This is a genomic window from Saccharopolyspora phatthalungensis, from assembly GCF_014203395.1.
In the GTDB taxonomy this organism is placed as follows: domain Bacteria; phylum Actinomycetota; class Actinomycetes; order Mycobacteriales; family Pseudonocardiaceae; genus Saccharopolyspora; species Saccharopolyspora phatthalungensis.
Window position 1 is genome coordinate 1374041 of the sequence record NZ_JACHIW010000002.1, and the last position, 19860, is coordinate 1393900.

At 65.9% G+C, this 19860-nt stretch carries 19 protein-coding genes and 1 pseudogene; 9 read left to right on the forward strand and 11 right to left on the reverse strand.

Annotation, left to right across the window (positions count from 1 at the left end; all coding sequences use genetic code 11):
• Positions 1-182: 182 nt before the first annotated feature.
• The gene (locus BJ970_RS32255) at positions 183-680 is read right to left on the reverse strand and encodes a MarR family winged helix-turn-helix transcriptional regulator (protein WP_184731263.1); all 498 of its coding nucleotides are present in this window, start codon (positions 678-680) and stop codon (positions 183-185) included.
• 125 nt (positions 681-805) lie between these two features.
• Here BJ970_RS32255 and BJ970_RS32260 point away from each other — a divergent pair, with 125 nt between their 5' ends.
• The 3 genes from BJ970_RS32260 (at position 806) to BJ970_RS32270 (ending at position 4029) form a co-directional block, all read left to right on the forward strand.
• Complete coding sequence (locus BJ970_RS32260) at positions 806-1870, forward strand: alkene reductase (RefSeq protein WP_184731265.1); 1065 nt, start codon at positions 806-808, stop codon at positions 1868-1870.
• Between the two features lie 68 nt (positions 1871-1938).
• Entirely contained in the window at positions 1939-2340 is a 402-nt protein-coding gene (locus BJ970_RS32265; protein WP_184731267.1) for a hypothetical protein, read from the forward strand.
• Positions 2341-2418: 78 nt separating this feature from the next.
• On the forward strand, positions 2419-4029 hold the full coding sequence (locus tag BJ970_RS32270; protein WP_446689105.1) for an IS1182 family transposase: 1611 nt from the start codon (positions 2419-2421) through the stop codon (positions 4027-4029).
• A 267-nt stretch (positions 4030-4296) separates the two neighbouring features.
• Here the strand turns inward: BJ970_RS32270 and BJ970_RS32275 are convergent, their stop codons facing one another.
• From BJ970_RS32275 to BJ970_RS32285, 3 genes are all read right to left on the reverse strand, one after another.
• Positions 4297-4632 (reverse strand): hypothetical protein, encoded by a 336-nt coding sequence (locus BJ970_RS32275; protein ID WP_184731269.1) that lies wholly within the window; start codon positions 4630-4632, stop codon positions 4297-4299.
• Positions 4633-4711: 79 nt separating this feature from the next.
• Positions 4712-5062: a hypothetical protein gene (locus tag BJ970_RS32280; protein WP_184731271.1), complete on the reverse strand. Its 351-nt coding sequence runs from the start codon at positions 5060-5062 to the stop codon at positions 4712-4714.
• Positions 5063-5236: 174 nt separating this feature from the next.
• A complete protein-coding gene (locus BJ970_RS32285) occupies positions 5237-5827 on the reverse strand; it encodes a hypothetical protein (RefSeq protein ID WP_184731273.1) in 591 nt (196 codons plus the stop codon).
• Between the two features lie 354 nt (positions 5828-6181).
• Here BJ970_RS32285 and BJ970_RS32290 point away from each other — a divergent pair, with 354 nt between their 5' ends.
• Together BJ970_RS32290 and BJ970_RS32295 are read left to right on the forward strand one after the other, a co-directional pair.
• Positions 6182-6895, forward strand: a complete 714-nt coding sequence (locus BJ970_RS32290; protein WP_184731275.1) for a tyrosine-type recombinase/integrase — start codon at positions 6182-6184, stop codon at positions 6893-6895.
• 129 nt (positions 6896-7024) lie between these two features.
• Positions 7025-7294, forward strand: coding sequence for a hypothetical protein (locus BJ970_RS32295; RefSeq protein ID WP_184731277.1), 270 nt, complete (start codon positions 7025-7027; stop codon positions 7292-7294).
• Here BJ970_RS32295 and BJ970_RS32300 read toward each other — a convergent pair.
• Positions 7258-7596: a dTMP kinase gene (locus BJ970_RS32300; protein ID WP_312864577.1), complete on the reverse strand. Its 339-nt coding sequence runs from the start codon at positions 7594-7596 to the stop codon at positions 7258-7260. The genes BJ970_RS32295 and BJ970_RS32300 overlap by 37 nt on opposite strands.
• A complete protein-coding gene (locus BJ970_RS32305) occupies positions 7593-8129 on the reverse strand; it encodes a radical SAM protein (protein ID WP_246471918.1) in 537 nt (178 codons plus the stop codon). Before BJ970_RS32305 ends, BJ970_RS32300 begins: the two co-directional genes overlap by 4 nt.
• 23 nt (positions 8130-8152) lie before the next feature.
• On the opposite strand from BJ970_RS32305, the gene BJ970_RS32310 reads away from it, so the two are divergent.
• From BJ970_RS32310 to BJ970_RS32320, 3 genes are all read left to right on the forward strand, one after another.
• Positions 8153-8398: a hypothetical protein gene (locus BJ970_RS32310; RefSeq protein WP_184731279.1), complete on the forward strand. Its 246-nt coding sequence runs from the start codon at positions 8153-8155 to the stop codon at positions 8396-8398.
• A gap of 261 nt (positions 8399-8659) precedes the next feature.
• Positions 8660-10339, forward strand: a complete 1680-nt coding sequence (locus BJ970_RS39725; RefSeq protein WP_221468339.1) for a restriction endonuclease fold toxin-2 domain-containing protein — start codon at positions 8660-8662, stop codon at positions 10337-10339.
• A 17-nt stretch (positions 10340-10356) separates the two neighbouring features.
• Positions 10357-10749 carry a hypothetical protein gene (locus tag BJ970_RS32320; RefSeq protein ID WP_184731283.1) on the forward strand — a complete coding sequence of 131 codons (393 nt, stop codon included), beginning with the start codon at positions 10357-10359 and terminating at the stop codon, positions 10747-10749.
• Between the two features lie 639 nt (positions 10750-11388).
• Here the strand turns inward: BJ970_RS32320 and argS are convergent.
• The 5 genes from argS to BJ970_RS32345 form a co-directional block, all read right to left on the reverse strand.
• Positions 11389-13551: an arginine--tRNA ligase gene (argS, locus tag BJ970_RS32325; protein WP_246471919.1), complete on the reverse strand. Its 2163-nt coding sequence runs from the start codon at positions 13549-13551 to the stop codon at positions 11389-11391.
• Complete coding sequence (locus tag BJ970_RS32330; RefSeq protein WP_184731285.1) at positions 13449-14246, reverse strand: class I SAM-dependent methyltransferase; 798 nt, start codon at positions 14244-14246, stop codon at positions 13449-13451. The genes argS and BJ970_RS32330 overlap by 103 nt, the downstream gene beginning before the upstream one ends.
• On the reverse strand, positions 14243-15778 hold the full coding sequence (locus tag BJ970_RS32335) for a pyridoxal phosphate-dependent decarboxylase family protein (protein WP_312864578.1): 1536 nt from the start codon (positions 15776-15778) through the stop codon (positions 14243-14245). Before BJ970_RS32335 ends, BJ970_RS32330 begins: the two co-directional genes overlap by 4 nt.
• A gap of 393 nt (positions 15779-16171) precedes the next feature.
• Positions 16172-17080 carry a phosphotransferase family protein gene (locus BJ970_RS32340; RefSeq protein WP_184731288.1) on the reverse strand — a complete coding sequence of 303 codons (909 nt, stop codon included), beginning with the start codon at positions 17078-17080 and terminating at the stop codon, positions 16172-16174.
• A complete protein-coding gene (locus BJ970_RS32345; RefSeq protein ID WP_184731290.1) occupies positions 17077-18543 on the reverse strand; it encodes a helix-turn-helix domain-containing protein in 1467 nt (488 codons plus the stop codon). Before BJ970_RS32345 ends, BJ970_RS32340 begins: the two co-directional genes overlap by 4 nt.
• Before the next feature lie 335 nt (positions 18544-18878).
• On the opposite strand from BJ970_RS32345, the pseudogene BJ970_RS32350 reads away from it, so the two are divergent.
• A pseudogene (locus tag BJ970_RS32350) lies at positions 18879-19547 on the forward strand (Crp/Fnr family transcriptional regulator); the annotation flags it as partial.
• Positions 19548-19860 lie beyond the last annotated feature (313 nt).

A 19860-nucleotide genomic window follows, 5' to 3' on the forward strand; every position in this document is an offset into this window, starting at 1 on the left:
CGACATCGCCAACCTGGCCTGACGGTCGCTGCGGTAGTTAGTGCCGTGTCCAGGGACGTTGGCCGGGCAATCGAGGGGCCCGGCGTTTCCCCGCCTTCGTCACAGCGTGCTGTTGTCGATCACGAACCGGAACCTGACATCACCGGCCAACCTCCTACGCCCGGGCTGGGCGGCCGACGGGCTCACGACACCTGCGGTTCGGGGCGGCCTTCGGTCTCCGAGCGAAGATTCTTCTCCACCTTCGCCAGCAGCCTGGCGAACTCGTCGCGCTCGCCCCCGTCGAATCCGTCGAGGACAAGCTCTTCCAGACGCGTCCAGGCATTCGCGACCTCGGAGCGCAGCTCATAGCTCTCGGGCGTGGCCTGGACAAGCATGACCCGCCGGTCCAGCGGGTCGCGCGAGCGTGTGACATGCCCGCCTTGCTCAAGCCGCTGGAGCATCAGCGTCACGGTAGACGGGTCCAGATCGAGAATCCGGGTCAGCTCGGGCTGGCGGATCGTGCCCGCGTTCCACAGGAACATCATCAGAAACTCCTGCCCGGAACAGAGGCTGGTGGGGCGCAGCAGTCTCCCGCCCGCGACGCGGTGCAGCCGGGCGATGCGGGCGAGGGTCTGACTCACGGGGCCGCCCAGGCCGGGGTCCGCGAGCTCATCGACGTGCGTGGCGGGCTCGGAGGTCATGAGACCAAGAATACATTGGCCGACCATCGATGGTCGACCAATGAATGGCCTAGAGTTGCCCCCGGCTCAATCATTGGCCGACCAAGGAACGTCGGTCATCGCCGTGAACCCGCGCAGGAGGCGCCATGACGACGGCTTTCGACCCCATCAATCTCTCCGGGCTACACCTGGCCAACCGCATCGCTATGTCCCCGATGGGACGTGCTCGCGCCTTCGGCCCTGGTAACACGCCCACCGATTCCACCGCGACGTACTACGCCCAGCGGGCAACCGCCGGCTTGATCGTCACCGAGGGATCTCAGCCCTCGGTCGTCGGCCAGGGCTTCCCCGCCACTCCCGGCCTGCACAGCGCGCAGCAGGTAGCAGCCTGGCGCCGAGTCACCGAGGCGGTCCATGCCAAGGGCGGGAAAATCTTCGCTCAGATCTCTCATGTCGGCCGGATCGGCGACCCGGCTTTATTGCCCGACGGCCAAGTACACGTCGCCCCTTCCGCTGTCGCAGCCCCCGGCCAGGTTTTCACCCTGGACGGGATGAAAGACTTCGTCGCTCCCCGGGAGCTCACCTCCGCCGAGGTACGGCAGACCATCGCCGAGTTCGCCGCCGCCGCGCGCAACGGGATGGAGGCCGGTTTCGACGGGATCGAGTTGCACGGCGCCTATGGCTACCTGATCCACCAGTTCCTAGCTCCCAACACCAACCTGCGCACAGACGAGTGGGGCGGCTCGGCCGAAGGCCGGATCAGATTCGCCGTCGAGGTCGCCAGCGCCGTCGCCGCGGAAATCGGTGCCCACCACACGGCGATGCGTATCTCGCCCGGCACCCCGTACAACGGCATCGAGGAACCTGAACCCGCGCCCACCTACACGGCGCTGGCCCGCCGACTGAGCGAGCTCGGCCTCGCCTACCTGCACGTCGTCGAAACCTCACGCGAGCTGACGAACATCCTGCGCAAGGAATTCTCCGGAACCTTCATCCTCAACCCGGCAACCGACGGCTTCACCAGCGCCGACGACCTGGCACTCATCGAGAACGGCACGGCGGACATGATCTCCTTCGGCGCGCTCTTCCTCGCCAATCCCGACCTACCCGCCAGGCTGAAGGCAGGCGGCCCATACAACAGCCCGAACGAGACCACTTACTACGGCGGCGGCGACAAAGGCTACATCGACTACCCCGCATTGGCCGACTGACCGTCATCCCTGACGAGGACACCGACCATTTGGGACGGTCGGGGTTCCGGGACCCGTAGGACTCCAGAGTGATCGAGGCCGGCTCGGGTCCGCGCCGCACGCCACGGTCGAGCTCTGCATCGACCCCCGGGGGGCCAAGCGCGAAATCGGCGTTTCCCCAGGGCGGCCCGGACGAAGGCGGTGTCGAACAGCACGTCGTGCGGGCCGGGATCGCGGAGCTCGATCGTGGTAGGGCGGAACGTCTCCTGCGGTCCCGCGATGGCGCGAGCCTTCACAGGAACCATCTTTGTTCTCCTCATGATGCTCGAAAACACTTGCTGTTGCGTCGATTTCAATGGCTGTGCGCGGCGAAGCCGGTGAGCCACGCCGAGGAAAATCGTAATGCCGGTTTTCTCGTGCAGGGCGTCCAGCAGCAGGTTCCGGTCGAGGAGATCATCTTCAAGTACCGCACGCGCCTTGCCTTGCCCTAGGTGGCTGGTGTTTTGGGTTGCTAAGGATCGGGGTGTGTCGGTGTTCCGTCGGGGTGATCGTTTGGCAGGATGTCGGGGGTGACGTTGGGACGCGCGCCGCGGCAGGGTGATCTGCTGCGATCGACGGTGGATTACTGTGAGGGCCGGGTCGCGGCGGGTTCGATTTATGGGGTGTTGCATCGGGAGTGCTTCAGTCTGTTCCCGGATGAGATGTTCGCGGATCTGTTCACCGATGTGGGTCGCCGGTCGGTGCCGCCGATGATCGTGGCGGTGGTGATGGTGTTGCAGCGTGTCGAGGGCCTGTCGGATCGGGAGGCGGTGGAGCGGTTCGCATTTGACACGCGCTGGAAGTACGCCGCCGGTGGCCTGGATTTCGACTATCCGGGGTTCGTGCACACCGTGCTGGTGGACATGCGGGCCCGGTTGGCCCGCTCGGCTCGGCCGGACCGGATCTTCGAGACGGTGCTGGATGTCGCGCGTCAGGCGGGTCTGGTCGGGTGCAGGAGGGTGCTGGACTCGACCCCGTTGTATGACGCGGTCGCGACGATGGACACCATCACCCTGATCCGCTCGGCGATCCGTGGTCTGCTGGCCACCGCTGAGGCCGGACTGGCCGCCCGGTTGCGGGCGGTGCTCACCTCCGGAGATGACTACGCCGGAGCGGGCAAACCCCTGATCGACTGGGACGACCAGGCCGCCCGGGAGGCGTTGATCGACTCCCGGGCCCGGGACGGGTTCGCGATGCTGACCCTGATGGAAGGCCAGAAGTGGACCAAGTGCGTGGATGAGGCCGCGCGCCTGCTGGCCACGGTGCTGGGCCAGGACCTGACCGAAGACAGCGACGGGGTGTTCCGGATCGCCCGCCGGGTCGCCCCGGACCGGGTCATCTCCACCGTCGATCCCGAAACCCGCCATGGCCACAAAACGCAGGCCCGCGGTTTCGACGGCTACAAAGGACATCTCGCCATCGACCCCGACAGTGAGATCGTCACCGCCACCGAAGTCACCCCCGGCAACAGCGGCGACGCCGAGACCGCCGAGACCCTCCTGTCCGACATCCTGCCCTCCGAAGCCGAAGCCGAAGCCGAAGCCGAAGCCGAAGCCGAAGCCGGGGATGAGGGTCAGGCCGCGGTATATGGGGATGCGGCCTATGGGGCGGGGGAATTGCTGGAAAGGCTGGACGAGAATGGGATCCACAATGGGCTCAAGGTGCAACCGCCGGCTGCGGTGAAAGGCCATTTTCCCAAGGACCGTTTCGATATCGACCTTGAGCAGCAGACCGTGACCTGCCCGGCCGGGCATACCGCACCCATTCGCGCCCGTGAGCGTCACGCTGGGGCGGCCAACTTCGGCGTCGTGTGCGCCACCTGCCCGCTGGCCGCACAGTGCACCACCGCCAAGACCGGCCGCACCATCACCATCAGCCCCCACGAAGCCGCACTGGCCGCCGGTCGTGCCCGCCAGACCGACCCCGCCTGGAAGGCTGACTACCGCGCCACCAGGCCCAAAGTCGAACGCAAGATCGGCCACCTGATGCGCCACCGCCACGGCGGACGACGGGCCCGTGTCCGAGGACTGCGGAAAGTGGCCGCTGATTTCTCGCTGCTGGCCGCCGCGGTCAACCTCGCTCGACTGGGCGTGCTCGGGATAACCCGCAAGGCAGGCGGATGGGCCGTGACGACCGCCTGACCAGACCAACGCCCAGCCCATCACCAACACCACACGTCCTCCCCACCGATAACCGGCACACGCGACACACAAACCCACCGACCACACTCGAAAACGATCGGCAATCACACCCACCGCCCGCCACGCTAAGACCAGAGCAAACACCTCAAAACCCCGTTCGACACCAGCCACCTAGGGCGTTTATCCGCGGCGTAGGCCGCTTGCGGACCGCTTCGGCCACTGAACGCGCGACGCCGCGAACCTAGAGGGTCCATCGAAGTTCTGAATTCACGGGGCGATCGCTTCCGCAGTCCTCAACTGGCCGGTCATGATGCCGAACTCACGGCTTGCTGGCGCGGATGGCGTCGGGGGCGGCAGCCGTTGCGCATCCTTGGGGTGGGCACGTGCGCAGTCCTGGCACTTGGTCAGCGGCCGCGCGGAGAAGGTCGCGTCGTTGGAGGGAAACGCCAGCAGGTTGCAGGCCGTCCAGAATGCGACCCGGCCCCGCACCATCATCGGCCGGGCGCCGGCGAAGATCCGGTGTTCAAGGTCGCGGAATACGCCCACACCGACCATGTTCTGCTCGGCCGGGCACAGCCCGGCCCCGGCGACAACTCCGGTCATCAGACGGCCCTCCCCTGCTCGGCGGTGAACCCAGTCAGCCAGTGCTCGGGCAGAACGAAGACCTCCAGTGGCGACGCGGTCATCGTGCACCACCCCAGGGCTCCTGCGGGCGCGCCGCGCGCCACATGCCGCCGAGTTCGTTGAGGCGGTCCAGCCACGGGTAGCCCGACTCCTTGACCCCGTCCGAGTCGTGGTCGCGCCGGTACAGGACCGTGAACTCCTGGCTCACGCGGTCCCGGAAAACGTGCACGACCTCGCCCCGGGCGCGTTTGCGCTGCTTGGCGTACTCCAGCTGCGGATGCGCCTGCCGGACGAAGTCCAGGAAACCGGGCTCCTCCAGCGGCGGCAGATGCGCGGGCCGTTCCTTCAGATGCTCGCTGTCGGCCAGCAATAGCAGCGGTACGACTGCGTGTGCAGGGATCGCCGTCATAGGGAGATCACTTCCTCCGATAGGTTGGTCGATCAGTCGTCCAGTAGGGCTTGCTGGGGCTTGCACGTGTCGAGCTGCCTTGGTCCGTCGAGCACCCGGCTGAACCTCTCCGGCGGGGTCGGCGAAGTTCAGCCGGTGTTGGGCGGAGGTCGTGACCTCGGCGACGACACCTAGTCAGGATTGTGCGGTACTCGCCGCTATTTCGCGTGCGAGGACGTGGGCACGTTCGACGGCCTGGTCGCGCGGGATCCGGGCCATGCTTCCCGCAGCGTCCACGTCCCTTCCGGAAAACTCCATTTTCAGGTTCAGGTTGCCGACGACGATGATGTAATCGACACCTTTGGGTGTCTTGCTGCGCACCGCGTACTCCCCCACCCCCAGCACGCGCTCGAAGTTATTTGGCGAGTCTTCGCTGAGCCGGTCCAGTTCTTCCAGCGCCCCATCGGAACCGGATCTCGTGTCGCTGCTGCGGTGCAGGCTGACGTGCAGGGACAGTCTCCGTTCCAACGGGTGGGCGCCTTCGGACCCCAGATCCCGGTACGTCCACGCACAATAACCGGTGGTTTCGACCGAGAAGGTGTCGGTCGTGTAAGACTCTCCTATCAACCGGCCCGCCGTCGTCGGTGAGACCAGATCGCAGATCCGCGGCAGCGCCTTGTACCGGTCAATGGCCGGATTCAGATTGGGGTTACCGGCGCATCCGGCCGCGAGCAGACCCAACGACGCCAGCACCACAACCCGCCGCAGCGGGGTCAAGATCCTCATTTGTCAGCTTTCCTCAGATAGGTTGAATCTACGGGCCGCCGCCACGCCGTCGGGGGCGACGGTCACCGGATCTGGAAGGCAGGACGCGGCAAGGTCTGTCCACAGTGCAGCGTCCGAGCGCGCTAGTGCCTCGTCGGGCACGGCATGGCGTGGACAGTGGCGAGATTCCCTGGCCAAACCAACAACCGCGGGGCTACAACTTCCGTTGTTGCAACGACACGCATGGGCGCATTACAGGTGTGACGCTTTCCCACTACGCTCAGAATCCACCTGTTTTTCCCAAACCTCCCCGCGCTCACCAACCGCTACCGGCACCTCGACTCGGGCAACCTCTCACGGGTCCTCCGGTCGTGGGTGGACTCGATCCCTATTCTGGATTCGGAGGAATTGGGGCCTGACGGGACGCCGTTGCCGTTCGGCAGGACCAAGATCTTCCCCTACGCGTTCCGGCACACCTTCTGCCAGCGCTACGCGGACGCCGGAATCCCATTGCACGTCCACCAGTCTTTGATGGACCACCGGTCGGCGGATACCACCTCCGCGTACTACTCGGTGTCGAAGAAGATGAAGCGTGAGGCGGTGGACACGTTGCAGGTCCATGCGGTGGACCGGCACGGCCATCCCGCGCCGATGGCATCGGCGGAGGCCTACGAGGTGCGGTCTGTCGCGGTGCCGTGGGGTAACTGCGTCGAGCCGTCCAACGTCAAGGCCGGTGGCAAAGCCTGCCCGATCCGGTTCCAATGCCCAGGATGCTCGTCGTATCGGCCCGATCCGTCGCATTTACCGTCCATTGAGGACCAGGTCCGGAGCCTGAAGGCCAACCTGGAGGTGGCCCGGGCAATGGGGGCGGCCGGGTACACCGTCAAGGGCCTGGAAGGAGAGATCGCCGACTATCAGACCGTGGTGACCACGATGCGGGCGAAACTGGAGTCCATGTCCGATGAGGAGCGCCGCGAGGTCGAGGAGGCCAGCAAGATCCTGCGGCGCCTGCGCGCCGACGCCGCGATCAGTGGTCCGGTCGCTTTGCCCATGCCTGTCATTCGCTCTGCTCGCGAGGACGGCAGGTGACCGCGAAGCGCCGGCCCGCCGATGTGCTCCGCGAGGCCCGCAGACGCGACAGCCTGGCCAAACGGGCCAGGGTTATCGCCACCGTGGATGAGTTGAAGGCGAGTGGGGAGCCGATCACGTTTCCTTGGGGTGGCCAAAGCCGCGGGAGTGTCGAACTGGCTCGTCTACGCCGAGGGCGTGCGCGAGCACATCGAGGCGGCTCGCGTGTCCCAGCAGGGCGTGCGCCGCCGCGAGCGGCGGTCGGGCGCCTCGGCCAGCGCGGCGAGCCTAGCGGTCGATTTGGAGCTGGCCCGCGTCGAGTTGCGGACTCTTCGCCAGGAGCGGGACCGGCTCAAGGCGAAGATCCAGCGCAGTCTGGGACATCAGGTCGAGCAAGCCGGCAACGAGGAGGCGACGTAGCGGTCGCACACCACGATCTTGCCCTCGCGCAGCGCGGGCAGGATCTCGGTGGCCAGCTGGTGGTGGCGGTCGGCGGCGGACAGGCACGCCAGCGCCATGCCCCGATATGTGTCGGTGCCGTGGCGGGCCAACTTCCCGAGCGGGGCGCCGGACGGCTGGGTGGTCGCGTGCACGGGCAGCCCGACTACGGCCAACGCGTCGACGACCAAGCGCGTCACGGTGGACTTGCCCACCCCGCCGGGGCCGTCCACGGTGATCAGCGTCCCGGCCGGGTGTCCGGACGCGTCGAGCGGGCCGGTCACGCGGGCATCAGCGGCAGCAACCGACGTCCTCCAGTCTGCGTGTCCGTGCTGATCGGGCACTGCTCGGTGTCGACGTCGCCGATCCAGCCGCCGGCCGCGACGACGGCGGCCGGGCAGCCCTTGCCACAGCCGGAGTTCATCGAGCACGCCGAGCAGGTGGCGTTCGCGCCGACCCGGTAGCGGTCATGGAAGCGGTAGTCGTCCAGCCGCCGGGCGATGTCGGAGTCGGTGAAGATGTTGCCGACGATGAACTCAGCGTCAGCGTGCCGCGATTGCGGGGTACGTGCGGCGAACACCAGGTACGGGCACACGGTCACCTCGCCGGGAGTGAACACATAGATGATCGTCCCAGCCTCGCACCCGGCCAGCGGCTTGCCGTGGGTGTTGGGGAAGCGGATGTGCGCGATGTCCAGCTCCGGGCCATCAAACGGCGCGGTCAGCTCGAAGATCTCCTGCATGTGCAAGGTCGTCTTGGCCAGCTTGTCCCGTGACTTGACCCCGCGACCCATGCTGCCCAGCGGGTTGAGCAACACGTAACGCGCCCCGTTGTCGCGCAGTGCAAGCCCGAGAAGCAGCAGAGGCCGCCGAGGACACGTTCGGCCAAGCCGGTGCCGCCTACCAGCGGACGTGCGCTCTGCTGCGCGCCGGCCGCCTCGACGACGCCGAACAGACGGCCGTGTCAGCAGCTGACACCGTACGGGGTACCGATCCGCAGAGCATGACCTGGCGGGGCGCCTTGACATTGATCAGCGCGATCATCGCCGCTCGCCGCAGCGATTCCGCTGAGGCAGCTGATCGATGAAGCGCGCGGTCAGGCTCATGCAGCGCAGCAGGAAAAGATACGCGAGCTTCGAGGCAGCTTGACGGTCGCATCGACCCCGACGACCCGTCGCGACCGTCGCGGAACAACGGCTCGCGGGCGGTGAGCATGGGGTGATTGACCACGGTCATGAGGGCCGCCACCGTCAGCAGTGGTGGCGACTCCCGAAATCGCATCTCCCCCCGTCCGCCGACAGTGTGATGTTGCCAAAACCCCATCCGGTGATCGAATCTGTTGAGTAGCGTGATCGGTGATCTTGTATCGAGCTTGCGCGCTGCGGTGATCACGATCGCTGGCGTCCAGGCTGCAGCAGTTGGGGTACGGGTGGGTTCGTCTGACGGGTTCAAGGTCGACCATGAGGTGCTGTTTCGGTCGTCTGTGCGGTTCCTCGACTCCAAAGAGTTCGCCTACAACATCGCCTCAGGCACGGCAGGGGACTTGCAGTCCTCAGCGGGCATGGTGGGAAATGACGACACAGGGAAGGCATTCGCAGGCAAATACGAGCCCGCTGCGCGGGCCACGGTGCACGCCATGGGTGTTGCCGGTCAGGCGTTAGCGAAAGTTTCGGCGGAACTGCTCACCATCGCCTGGTGGCACCTGAAGATGGACGACACCCTGGCCGCCGCATTCAACGGCGGGCAGATCGACACCGCATCGGCCATGGCCCCACCACAGACCTCCGACTGCGACCCCAGCAACGCCGCAGAAACCCTTCCACACATCACGGGCACCGGGCAGGAAAGCGACATCCCAGTGATCGGCAAGTTCTGGCCACAAGCCGATCCCGACAAGCTGCGAGCCGCAGCCCACGTGTGGAACACCGCCGCCGACTTGATGGACCAGGCGCAGCGCAACGCCGCCGGCCATGCCCAGCCGGTGCTGGCCTCGGCCGAAGGCGCGACCGCCGACGCGTTCAAGGCGTACTGCGCCTCAGTCTTCACCGGCAATCCCAGCGGAGGCGACCACGCCGAGGAAAAAGCGCCACTGATCGACAACGTCAGCGCGTCGTGTCGCAGCCTGGCCAAGATGTGTTCGGCCTTCGCGGATCAGGTTGACAGCGTGCGTGACACGATCATCGGCATCGGCGTAGGTGTCGGTATCGCAACGGTGGCCGGGGTGGCACTGACCGTCTTCACGCTCGGCGCGTCGGATGAGGCTGCGGGCGCGAACGATGCCGGGCTCGTTGCCGAGGCATCAGCGGCGGCAACCGAATTGGCTGCGGCAGCGGGTACCAGCTCTGAGGCCGCCGTCGTTGCCGAGGCCGAACAGATCATCGCGCAGGCGGCTTCCCGGATACCCGTGGAAGTCTCGGCGCCAGGGGAGGTACCGACCATCCCGGCGGTCACCATCGGTACGAGTGGCGCGGCAGCACCAACACACCCGGCATCGACCACTCCCTCGCGCATCGAAACCGCACTGAACCCTGAATCAGGCGCAGTCGGCCCGATCCCACCACCCGAGCCATCGCCCTTCCCGCTCTACAGCCCACACCAGCAGACCGCCGCCCAAACCTGGGTTCAAGGACTTGAGTCGCGACCACCCAACTACGGCACGCCAGCCGACCGTGCCTACCAACTCCGCGTAGCCGGCGAACCCGAACGCAAGATGAGCGCGGAAAACGGTAGGACGGTGTGGGCTGATGGCTTCCGACCGGCTGATGGTGCCATCATTGACGCGAAGAATGTCCGCAAGCAGGGTTGCAGTCCACGGAGCCTCCAAGGAGTACACGACAACTCGTTTGAAACTCAGCTGTTGCAGACGGGAGATGAAAGAGAGCTGAGCAAATACCAAGGCGCGATTGAGAACCCGAGCAATCACGCTCAGTACCTTGAACTCGACACTAACGACCGCGAGACCGTCGGCTACTGGCAATTCCTCTGTGCCGAGAACCATGTCAAGAGCAACGTGCGGTACGCCCCGTAAGCGCTAAGGAGTCCGCAATGCAAGACGGCATCTTCATTGCCGCGCCACAAGGGCATCCCTGGGAGGTCAGCCTCGATCAAGTTGAGGGGTGGCTTCGCGAGCGATTCCCGCAAGCCCTGATCTTTCGGGAACGCACCCGATCATCCCGAGTCGAGTACCTCGACTTCGAGTGTGCGATTGAGGGAGAGACGCGACACGGAGCGTTCTTCGAACGTAGCCATCTGTTGCTCAACGATGGCTCCCCCTCGTTTTGGGCCGACTTTATCGTGTGGTTTCTCGGTCGGCTGCCGACTGGAAGCCAAGCTGTCGGCATGTTGGAGGCCGTACCTGAACCTCGCCCCTTGCCTACCGACGCAACCCCCGACCAGGTCATTGCATTTTTCGATGACCTCGCAGCGTCCGACAATTGAGCCGTGCGTTTGATGGTACAGGACGGTATTATTGTCGCCGCGCCGCTCCCAGTGAACGGGCCTCCCGAGCCCGGCGCCACGCGCCATGAGATCGCCTCCGTCACTGGCCAGCTTGGTTCTTAGTTCGGCGTTCAAGGTCATCATGCGTGGTGTCGAGCGTCACCTGTTGTTGAAGCTCTTTTTTTGCAAGAGAAAGTGTTCGATGGACCGCTGACGTCTCGCCGCAAGTAGCGACGCGAATCCTCCGCCAACTCCGCCGACAATTGCCGCCGCGGTGCGTACAGCGTCGAGTTGTTGCCTGTCGACCGGAGGAACGATCCCGCCCGCCCACCAGGCCGCAACGGTGGATCTGCTGCGTAGCCTCGCCGTACGTCCTGGTGTTGTGTGTCGAGTATCCAGCTGTCAACGACGGCCGAACGAATTCTGGCTCTGGGCGCGGTTTCCGTGACGCCCCGGGCGCTGCCCGCCCTCCGCGGAATCCGGTGCGCCTGCGCGTGGGACTTTGGTTTCGCATCCGTAGCGCCATGATCAGGGATGTTGTTCCGTTGTATCGGCAACTCGGTGGGCAACTCATGGGTTTCCGACGAATTGCCGGCACGAGTTGTCCACCGAGTTGCTGTTGCCTTGTTCCGCTTGCTGTTACATGCGTTCTGGCGCGCTGATGCCGAGCAGGTCGAGGCCGTGTTGCAGCGTGCGCGCTGTGAGTTGGCAGAGGGCGAGGCGGTTGCTGCGGATGGGTTCTTCGGCGTTGAGGACGTGGCAGGCTTCGTAGAAGTTGGTGAAGTCGCGGGCGAGGTCGTAGAGGTAGCCGCAGAGCTTGTGCGGCTCCAGGGTCTCACTGACGTCGGTGAGGGCCGTGCCGTAGGCGTCGAGTTCCAGGGCCAATGCGCGTTCGGCGGGCTGGAGTTCGATGGTCGGGTCGATCGCGACTTCAGGGTTTCCGGCCTTGCGCAAGATTGAGCGGATGCGGGTGTGGGCGTACTGGAGGTAGACGCCGGTGTTGCCGTTGAAGGACACCATGCGGTCCACGTCGAAGGCGTAGTCCTTGATCCGCGAGCTCGACAGATCGGCGTACTTGACCGCGCCGATGCCCGCCTGCTCGGCGATCCGGTCCAGTTCCTCGGCTGGTAGGTCGGGATCCTTTTCGTGGACCACGGCGCGGGCGCGGGCCACGGCTTCGTCGAGGAGATCCATCAGGCGCACCGTGCCGCCGGAGCGGGTCTTGAACGGGCGTCCGTCGGGGCCGAGAACGGTGCCGTATGGCACGTGGGCGGCCTCGATGCAGTCGGTGAGCCACCCTGCGCGACGAGCGCCCTCGAAGATCAATTGGAAGTGCAGGGCTTGGCGGGAGTCGGTGACGTACAGCAGGCGGTTGGCCTTGAGGTCGTGGATGCGGTAGCGGATGGTGGCGAGGTCGGTGGTGTCGTAGCCGTAGCCGCCGTCACGCTTGCGCACCATCAAGGGGGCGGGATTGCCGTCCGGGCCGTTGACTTCCTCGGAGAAGATCACCAGCGCGTCGTCGCTTTCGACGGCGATTCCGGCCTCGGTCAGTTCGGTGACCACATGGGCGAGCAGGTGGTTGTAGAACGATTCGCCTACCGAGTCTTCGGGGATGAGCAGCACGCCGAGCCGGTCGTAGATGTCGCGGAAGGCTTTTTCGGACTCGGTGACGATCTCTTTCCAGCGCGCGATGGTGTCGGGGTCGCCGGATTGCAGGGCGACTACGCGTTGACGTGAGCGGTCGGCGAAGTCGGGGTCGGCGTTGAACAGGGCGCGGGCGGCGCGGTATAGCTCGTCGAGTGCCGAGACGGCCGAGGTGCCCGGTTCCAGCTCGTCGTGGTGCCAGGTGGTTTCCGGGTGCTCGTTGAGGTATTGGATGAGCATCCCGAATTGGGTGCCCCAGTCGCCGAGGTGGTTTTGGCGGATGACGTCCACGCCGAGGAACCCGAGCACCCGCGCCAGGCTGTCCCCGATGATCGTGGTGCGCAGGTGCCCGACGTGCATTTCCTTGGCGATGTTGGGCGCCGAGTAGTCGATGACGGTCCGCTGGCCCTCGTTGGGCGTCCCGACGCCGAGGCGGGGACTGGCCAAGCGGGCGGCGAGTTGGTTCCAGATGAGCTGATCGGGCACGGTGATGTTGAGGAATCCTGGTCCGGACACCTCGACGCGCGTGATCGGCCCGCGGTCGCCGGACACGGCCGCAGTGAGCGCTTCGGCGAGTTCGGCAGGCTTGGTGCGGGCGCGCTTGGCCAGGCCGAGGGCTGCGTTCGACTGAAAGTCGGCGTGCTCGGATCGGCGGACGAGCGGATCGGCTCCGGCCAGTTCCGGGCGGGCATGGGCGATCGCCTGGGATACGCTGTCGGCCACCTGGCCGAGCAGCGGCAGCACCTCGTGGTTCGTCACTGAGTAATCCTCCTTCTCAGCGGGCATTGTCCCAGGCGCAGCATCTGGCCCACGCGCAGCCCGAAGTTGCCTGATCACGGCCTGGCACGCGCGGCGATCAGACTCGAACCGTCGGCCGTCAACCTGACGGAGGATCCCGTCTCGCGCGAGCCGAGCGAGCCCGCGACCGAGCGTGTTGCGTAGGTGCCCGTCGGAGGTGTAGCCGAGGAAGTCTTCACCGGTGGCCTGCTGGGGGCCGATGGTGATGGCCGTGATCGCCTCGTCCAGCGTGAGGCTCGTCGAGCCGCCAAGAAGAGTCACCGCGAGCAGGGCAACGGCGTATTCGGCGCGCTCGCGGTGTCGGGTATAGGTGGCGGCGTCGCCGCCGAGGAAGACATGTGGTCGGCGTTCGGTGCCCATGCGGTGCCGCCACGGCGCGTGTGTGTCAGTGCACCCTCTCCGGCGGCCTCGGCGTCCCGAAGTGCGCTCAGTAGGAGATTTCGGGTGTAGCTGCGGCCTTCCTCGGGAAATGGCGCGATCTGCTCCCACAGACGGGTCACCAGCCGCTGTTCGAGGGTGTCAGAGTCGAAGAACAGCGCCAGCAGGTGCCCGCCGGGAGCGAGCAGGCGCGTCATGTCGCGGACGAACGCGCTGGCCTCGACGCGGGCAGCGGCGACGTCGGCGACCGGTTGAATGCCCGCGGCGTTCATCGATTCGAAGAACTCACCGAGCGGATAGCTCAGCGACCAGAACGCGCCGACGAGATCGAACGAGCCCGCGCGTCCTTCGCCGAACAGTTCGGCGACCGCATCGCGGGTATCGGCGCGGAGGGTACCGGCCTGCGGGTATCGCTCGCGTACAGCGTCGATCATGGTTGGGCTGTAGTCAGCGACAACCAGGTGTCGTGCGTAAGGCGCGAGCCTGGCGGTGACGCGCCCGGTGCCACACCCGAATTCGACGACGGCGAGATTACGTGCGTGCTGACCATAGTGGACGGTCAGAAGTTCACTGATCAGGTCGAGGTCTTCGCGGCCGTCGTAGTAGTGGGGCAAGAGGCTGCGGTCGTACACGCCGCCGGTTTCATAGACCGAGCGGAAGTGCTCGACATCGGTCACCGGATGTCCCCTTCGAGCTCGCCACCGAGTTTGGTCACGTAGTCGATCACTTGCGCCATGTGCGCTTCGGTGGTGCGTGGGTTGTTGGCCATGAACCGCAAGGGATAGAGCGTTGCTCCGGCGCGGAGTCGTCCGTGATCGTCCGGCAGGCTGAACTGGTGGAGGTACCACGTTCCTTCGGCGAGCATCCGTTCGTGGATGCCCTGGTTTACCTCGTTGATCCGCGCGATGTGCTGCTCAGGCAGTGGGGGCTCGGGCCGGATGTCGCTGGGCACGTAGACAAAGGCGACGGCCGCGAGGTCGGGCTCGTGCAGGCGCAGCAGGCGCGGATGCTCATCAAGTAGGGCGGCGAACCGGCGGGCTTTGTTCACGCGGTGCTCGGCGAGGGCGGCCAATCCGGCACGGCCGCGGGAGAGCATCATCATCCATAACTTCAACGACAACCACCCCTTGGTGCCGATGAACGGAGTGACCTGCCCGAAGGCGTAGTCCTCCTGCATGATCAGGTCCGAATAGCTCGACACCGCGCGCAGACTGGAGGGCTCCCTGACTAGCAGAGCGCTCAAGCTGTAGGGCACGGCCATCACCTTGTGCGGATCGACGGTCACGCTGTCGAACTCGCTGATCCCGTCAATGAGGTGGCGGAGCTGGTCGCTGAACGCCGCCACGAGCCCCCAGCAAGCGTCGACGTGCAGCCAAATCCGGGGATCGATCGCGCGGACCACATCGTGAACGCGGCGTAGGTGCTCAACGGTCTGAGTGCGGCTGTCCCCGGCATAGGCGATCACGGCCATGATCTGCCCGCGATGCCGGCGCACCGCCCGTTCCAACTCGACGAGGTCGTAGCGGAAGGTACGGGTGTCGACCTCGATGGCCTGGTCACCGACTCCGATCCAGGTCAACGAGCTCTTGACGCTGTAGTGCCCAATCCCGCGCGGCACGATCACGCCAAACTGGCCTGGGTTTCGGACACCGCCGTGCATGGTCTCGGGTTCCTTGTGCTCGCGAGCGAGCATCATCGCCGCCGCGTTGCTGGTCGTCCCGCCATGCGTGATCACGCCGCCCACATCCCACACCGTGCGGATGTCGGCGACCGGTGGATTGTCGTAGCCCAGCAGGTCGCGTAGCCAGCGCAACACCGCGATCTCGACGAACGTCGCGCTCGGTGAATCGAAGCTCTGATTGATCAAATTCTGCTGCGTGAACAGGGCCAGCAGGCCACCCGCAAGCGCGGCCGGATCGTCCCCGGTGTCTCCGAAGCCGAGAAAGCGAGGACTGGCCTCGTTCTTGCAAGGCGGCAGGGCGGTCCGTTCAAAGGACTCCAGAACGGCATCGAGAGTGCTGGACTCTCGGGGAAGCTCGAAGACCAGCAGGTCTCGAATCCGCTCTGGTGGTAGCCGCTTGCCAAAGATGTCCTGCTGGAGCTTGAAACGCATCCCGACGTCGACCACTCGGTGAAGCATCTCGGACGTCGCCTCGGCATCGGCTGGTGCTATGGCAGTCGATTCGCGATCCACCGGCCGGACGCTCACTCGAAACTCCTTGTCACACGGGAAAAGCGGACACAAAAGATCAAGTCTAGCCACCAAGCCATCGCAGTGGCCCCGCCAAAAGGGTGCGTCCGGAGCCTCATGTCACGACCGGCAATCAGGGATAAGGCCGACCGTGCAGAGGACGCCAACAGCCCATTACGAGACAGGTGGATGCAGCACGGAACCAGCGGATCAACCCCGCGTCGGACGTCCTCGGCGACTCGCGAAGTGGGACGAGCACGGCAATGCGATCAGCTCAATCTCTGCGCCTCAGATTCAGGCTTTTATGTTGGAGCAGACCGACATTCGGCCGGGCATACGGGTTCTGGAGATCGGGTTTGGGCGGCGGATGGGACCGGTGTTCTCCAAAGGTGTCGGACGCCCGGCTGCCGTTTAGGGGATAGCGTGCCAGCGGGCTGACCTGTCGCCGGCGCGTAGGGACCGGATGCGGTGGTGCAGTTCGGTGGCGGCGGCGGGTTTGCTGGGGGCGAGGCGGATGTAGGAGCCGAGGGAGTGCAGTTCGGTGATGTCGCGCAGCAGGGTCCAGCCAGGCTGGTCGAGGATGTTGTAGCCGTAAGCAGCGAGGAACGAGGTCTGGTCGGCCTCAGGCTCGTGGAAGTGGTTGGGGACGGCGGTGAGCAGGTCCAGTTCGCGGGGGCCGATGCAGGTGTTGTCCCAGTCGATCAGCAGCCATTCGCCGTCGTCGTGAACCATGTTCTCGTTGTGTGCGTCGCCGTGGACGAACCCTTCCCCTAATGGAAATCGGGTGGCGGTGAACGTGTCGAGCAGTGTCGTGGCCCGGTCGAGCAGCCAAGTATGGTCAGCCGCCGCCAGCGCCGGTTGCTGACGGTCTTGGTCGATCGTCAGCGACTCGTGGAGCCGTTGCAGCGGTTGATAGCGGGGCACGGGGAATGGTGGGTCAGGCAGCGCGTGTAGCCGCCGCATGAGCACTGCCAGGTCGGTCAGCGAGGGCGGTGAGGTTGTGGCGCGGTGGGGCCAGAAGGTGGCGACCGCGCCGTTGGTGATCACTGGCTGCTGGCCGGGCATCGGTGGCAGCGCGACGGGTGCGGGCTGGGTCGCCAGCCAGCGGGTGACCGTGATGGTGGTCTGTGCGCGGCGGCGACGGACCGGGGTGTCGGGGGCCAGCCTGGCGACGATCTGCTCGTGTGGAAGGAGGTAGACCGCGTTGGAGCGTCGCTGCAACGGGCGGACGTCGGTGGGGTCGACTCCGAAGATCCGGCAGGTGGCGTAGAGCGCGTCCAAGCCGGGCAGGCGGGTATCTGGTGTTGTTGGCAGGCTCATGCCGTTGTGGTGAGCGCGGTGCGGATATGTTCACGGAGGTCGGCGACCTCAGATTTGCCGCTGTGCGGTGCGGCCACGGTGTCCAGGACGCGCAGTCGAGCGTAGCCACGGGTGGAGGACAGTCCGCTGATCGCGTTCACCGCGTCGTAGCCGGTGGCCACCGCGGCGTCGATATCACCGGCCTGGAACTGCGCCGAGGCCAGCGGGGGCAGGGTCACGGCGCGGGTGCGCTCGTATTCCGCGCCGTATCTGGTAGTTGAGCTGGTCAGTTTCTCGATGGCCTCGGGTGCGAACTCCGGGCGGGACAGCGACAGCAGGTACAGGGAGTAGCCCTGTTGGCCGGTGATCTCGGCGTCGGTGACGAACTTTGTCCACGGCGGTGTGGTGGCCGGATCGGCGGCGGCGTAGGTCTCTTGGGCTTGCCCGATGGCACGGCGGGTGGGCTCTGGCTCGCCGAGCGCTGCGCGGCACCAACCGAGGACCGCGGAAGTGTAGCCCTGGGTGATCGCGCCGACCGGGTGTTTGCGGTTGGCGGCGGTCGCCGAGGCGAGCTGCACTAGGCGCAGTGCCTCACTTGCGCGTTCGAGGTGGAGTGCTTGGTGTGCCATGTCCAGGAGCACGCGGACTGCCAGGTCGGTGGCGCGGGGATGATCGTCGGCGGCGCGGTGGGCGGTGTCCAGGGCGTAGGTCCACAGACGGCGGGCGGCGTCGTGATCGTCGACGTCGTAGGCCGCCCACCCTGCGATGCGGGCATGGTTGGCGATGGCCACCAGCAGGCGGGTGCGGATCTCCGGCGAGCAGAGGGCGTCCTCCAAGCGGCGTGCCTGGTGCAGTTGCGTAGTGGCCGCCGCGCGGCACAGCCCACCGCCATGAGCCACGGATGACCGGCGGAACCCTTCGGTGATCGCCTCGATGGCGTCGACGTCGGCCGCGCCGATTCGGGGCCGGGTTACCGGCTCGGCCTGGCCGGGCAGCAGTGAGCCCAGCCGGGCGAGTTCGGGATTTAGACTGGATCCCAATGTGGCGGCCGTGACCAGGGAGAGAAAGTCCCTGCGTTCCAACCAACTCACCTCCTTGTCAGTTTCATTACCCGTTACGGTATGGCCGGTGGGAAATCCGAGCAAGGGGGCCGGGATGCGCAGGACTGTGGCCATCCGAGCGGCAGTCCTGACGTGGGTCAGCCTTCGCTCGCCCCGCTCGACAGCGGAAACCCGGGATTGGGACAAGCCGAGCAGGTCGGCGAGCTGAAGTTGCGAGAGCCCGGTTTGCTGCCGCACGGCGGTGAAAACCGCGCCGAAGTCATAGGTTTCCAGCGCAGTGCGCAGGTCCGTGTCCTCGTAAAAGCCCTCTGGGATCGGCTCACGGAACCCGGCGGCGCGGGCGCAAGGTCCGCACAACGCGTCATTCACGCCGACACGCAGCACAGTGCCGCAGCACTGGCAGCGTTGTCGCGGACCATTCATGGCTCGCCTTCCATTAACGGACAAGTGCTCGTCCCGGGGCCACGGCGTTACGCCCTTCGGTCGAGGTGTGCCGTGCACCACTACAGCGGTCGATCATAGTCAGTCGTATCGGCCATCGCGCTGTAAAGCCCCATTGGGGCTAGCACCGTTGGGGATTGGAGACCTCGGCGCGGATGGCGACGATCAACGGCATGGCACAGCCAACGTCGCCCGCGCTGCGAAGGACCGAGCACGACGCTCTCCGGCCGATCCCCACTGGTTCATTCGCCCTGCCAGCAATGGGACGCCGTTGCCGGCCGGGCGGTGGACGTAACGGGTGGACAAGGACTTCAGCGGTGGATGAAACGTTGGCCCGAGCTGGCATATTCCAGGGTGTTGAGCCGACACTAGCACTCCCCCAGTCGCTGGAACCGGTGGAGTTCCCGCGAGGAAACATGATTTTCGCCGAGGGCGAGCCGGGCGACCGGCGCTACATCGTTCAGTCGGGCAAGGTGAAGCTGGGGCGCAAAACCCGGGATGGCGGGACGAACCTGCTGGCGGTCTTGGGGCCGTCGAACATGTTCGGCGCACTGTCCCTTTTAGACTCGGGTCCGCGGGCCTCGACGGCGACCACGGTAACCGAGGTTCGTGCGTTGAGCATGGACCGCGCGGTGCTGCGGCGGTGGATCTCCGTCCGCCCGGAGAACGCCGAACAGTTGCTTTGCATGGAGGCACGCCGAGTACGCCGCACTACGGAAATGGTGTACGACCAGGCATTCACTCGGGCGTCCGGCCGCGTTGCCAAGGCGCTGCTGCAGTTCGCGCAGCGCTTCGGTCACCGGGAGGCGGGGGTAATCCGTGTCGATCACGGCTTGAAGCAGAAAGAGATCGCCCAGTACATCGGCGCCGCACGGGAAACCGTCAACACGACGCTGGCCGACCTCGCACACCGCGGCTGGCTGCGGCTTGAGGCGGACAAGACCGTTGTCCTCCTCGACCCCGAGCCACTGGCCCGCTACGCAGGCACACCACGCTCGCCACACGCGAAGAAACAACACTTAGCTCGGACCACGTCACCGAAGCTATCGGACCTCAGCGCAGGGCGCCGGCCCCGACACACAGCCTAAAGCGGGTGATGGGTGCGGTGAGTCCGTCATGATCTGGCGTCTGCGAGCAGTGCTGGGCCGCTGGTGGGAGCACTGCGATGCGCGCTGGCGGCGGGCGCTGCGGGAGCACTGGCCTTCTTTGAGCTCGCCGCAGCCTATGGACTCGGCCTGGACTGGCGTCGTCGCCGGGAATCAGGACGTGACCGGGCCGCCGCCCCAACGGCGTGGCAGC

What these genes read in the sequence shown, in the direction of transcription:
- BJ970_RS32320 (WP_184731283.1), top strand. Translation starts at nt 10,357, where the DNA reads ATGCAAGACGGCATCTTCATTGCCGCGCCACAAGGGCATCCCTGGGAG.
- BJ970_RS32275 (WP_184731269.1), bottom strand. Translation starts at nt 4,632, where the DNA reads ATGACCGGAGTTGTCGCCGGGGCCGGGCTGTGCCCGGCCGAGCAGAAC.
- BJ970_RS32285 (WP_184731273.1), bottom strand. Translation starts at nt 5,827, where the DNA reads ATGAGGATCTTGACCCCGCTGCGGCGGGTTGTGGTGCTGGCGTCGTTG.
- BJ970_RS32345 (WP_184731290.1), bottom strand. Translation starts at nt 18,543, where the DNA reads ATGAATGGTCCGCGACAACGCTGCCAGTGCTGCGGCACTGTGCTGCGT.
- argS (WP_246471919.1), bottom strand. Translation starts at nt 13,551, where the DNA reads ATGGGCACCGAACGCCGACCACATGTCTTCCTCGGCGGCGACGCCGCC.
- BJ970_RS32340 (WP_184731288.1), bottom strand. Translation starts at nt 17,080, where the DNA reads ATGAGCCTGCCAACAACACCAGATACCCGCCTGCCCGGCTTGGACGCG.
- BJ970_RS32280 (WP_184731271.1), bottom strand. Translation starts at nt 5,062, where the DNA reads ATGACGGCGATCCCTGCACACGCAGTCGTACCGCTGCTATTGCTGGCC.
- BJ970_RS32255 (WP_184731263.1), bottom strand. Translation starts at nt 680, where the DNA reads ATGACCTCCGAGCCCGCCACGCACGTCGATGAGCTCGCGGACCCCGGC.
- BJ970_RS32260 (WP_184731265.1), top strand. Translation starts at nt 806, where the DNA reads ATGACGACGGCTTTCGACCCCATCAATCTCTCCGGGCTACACCTGGCC.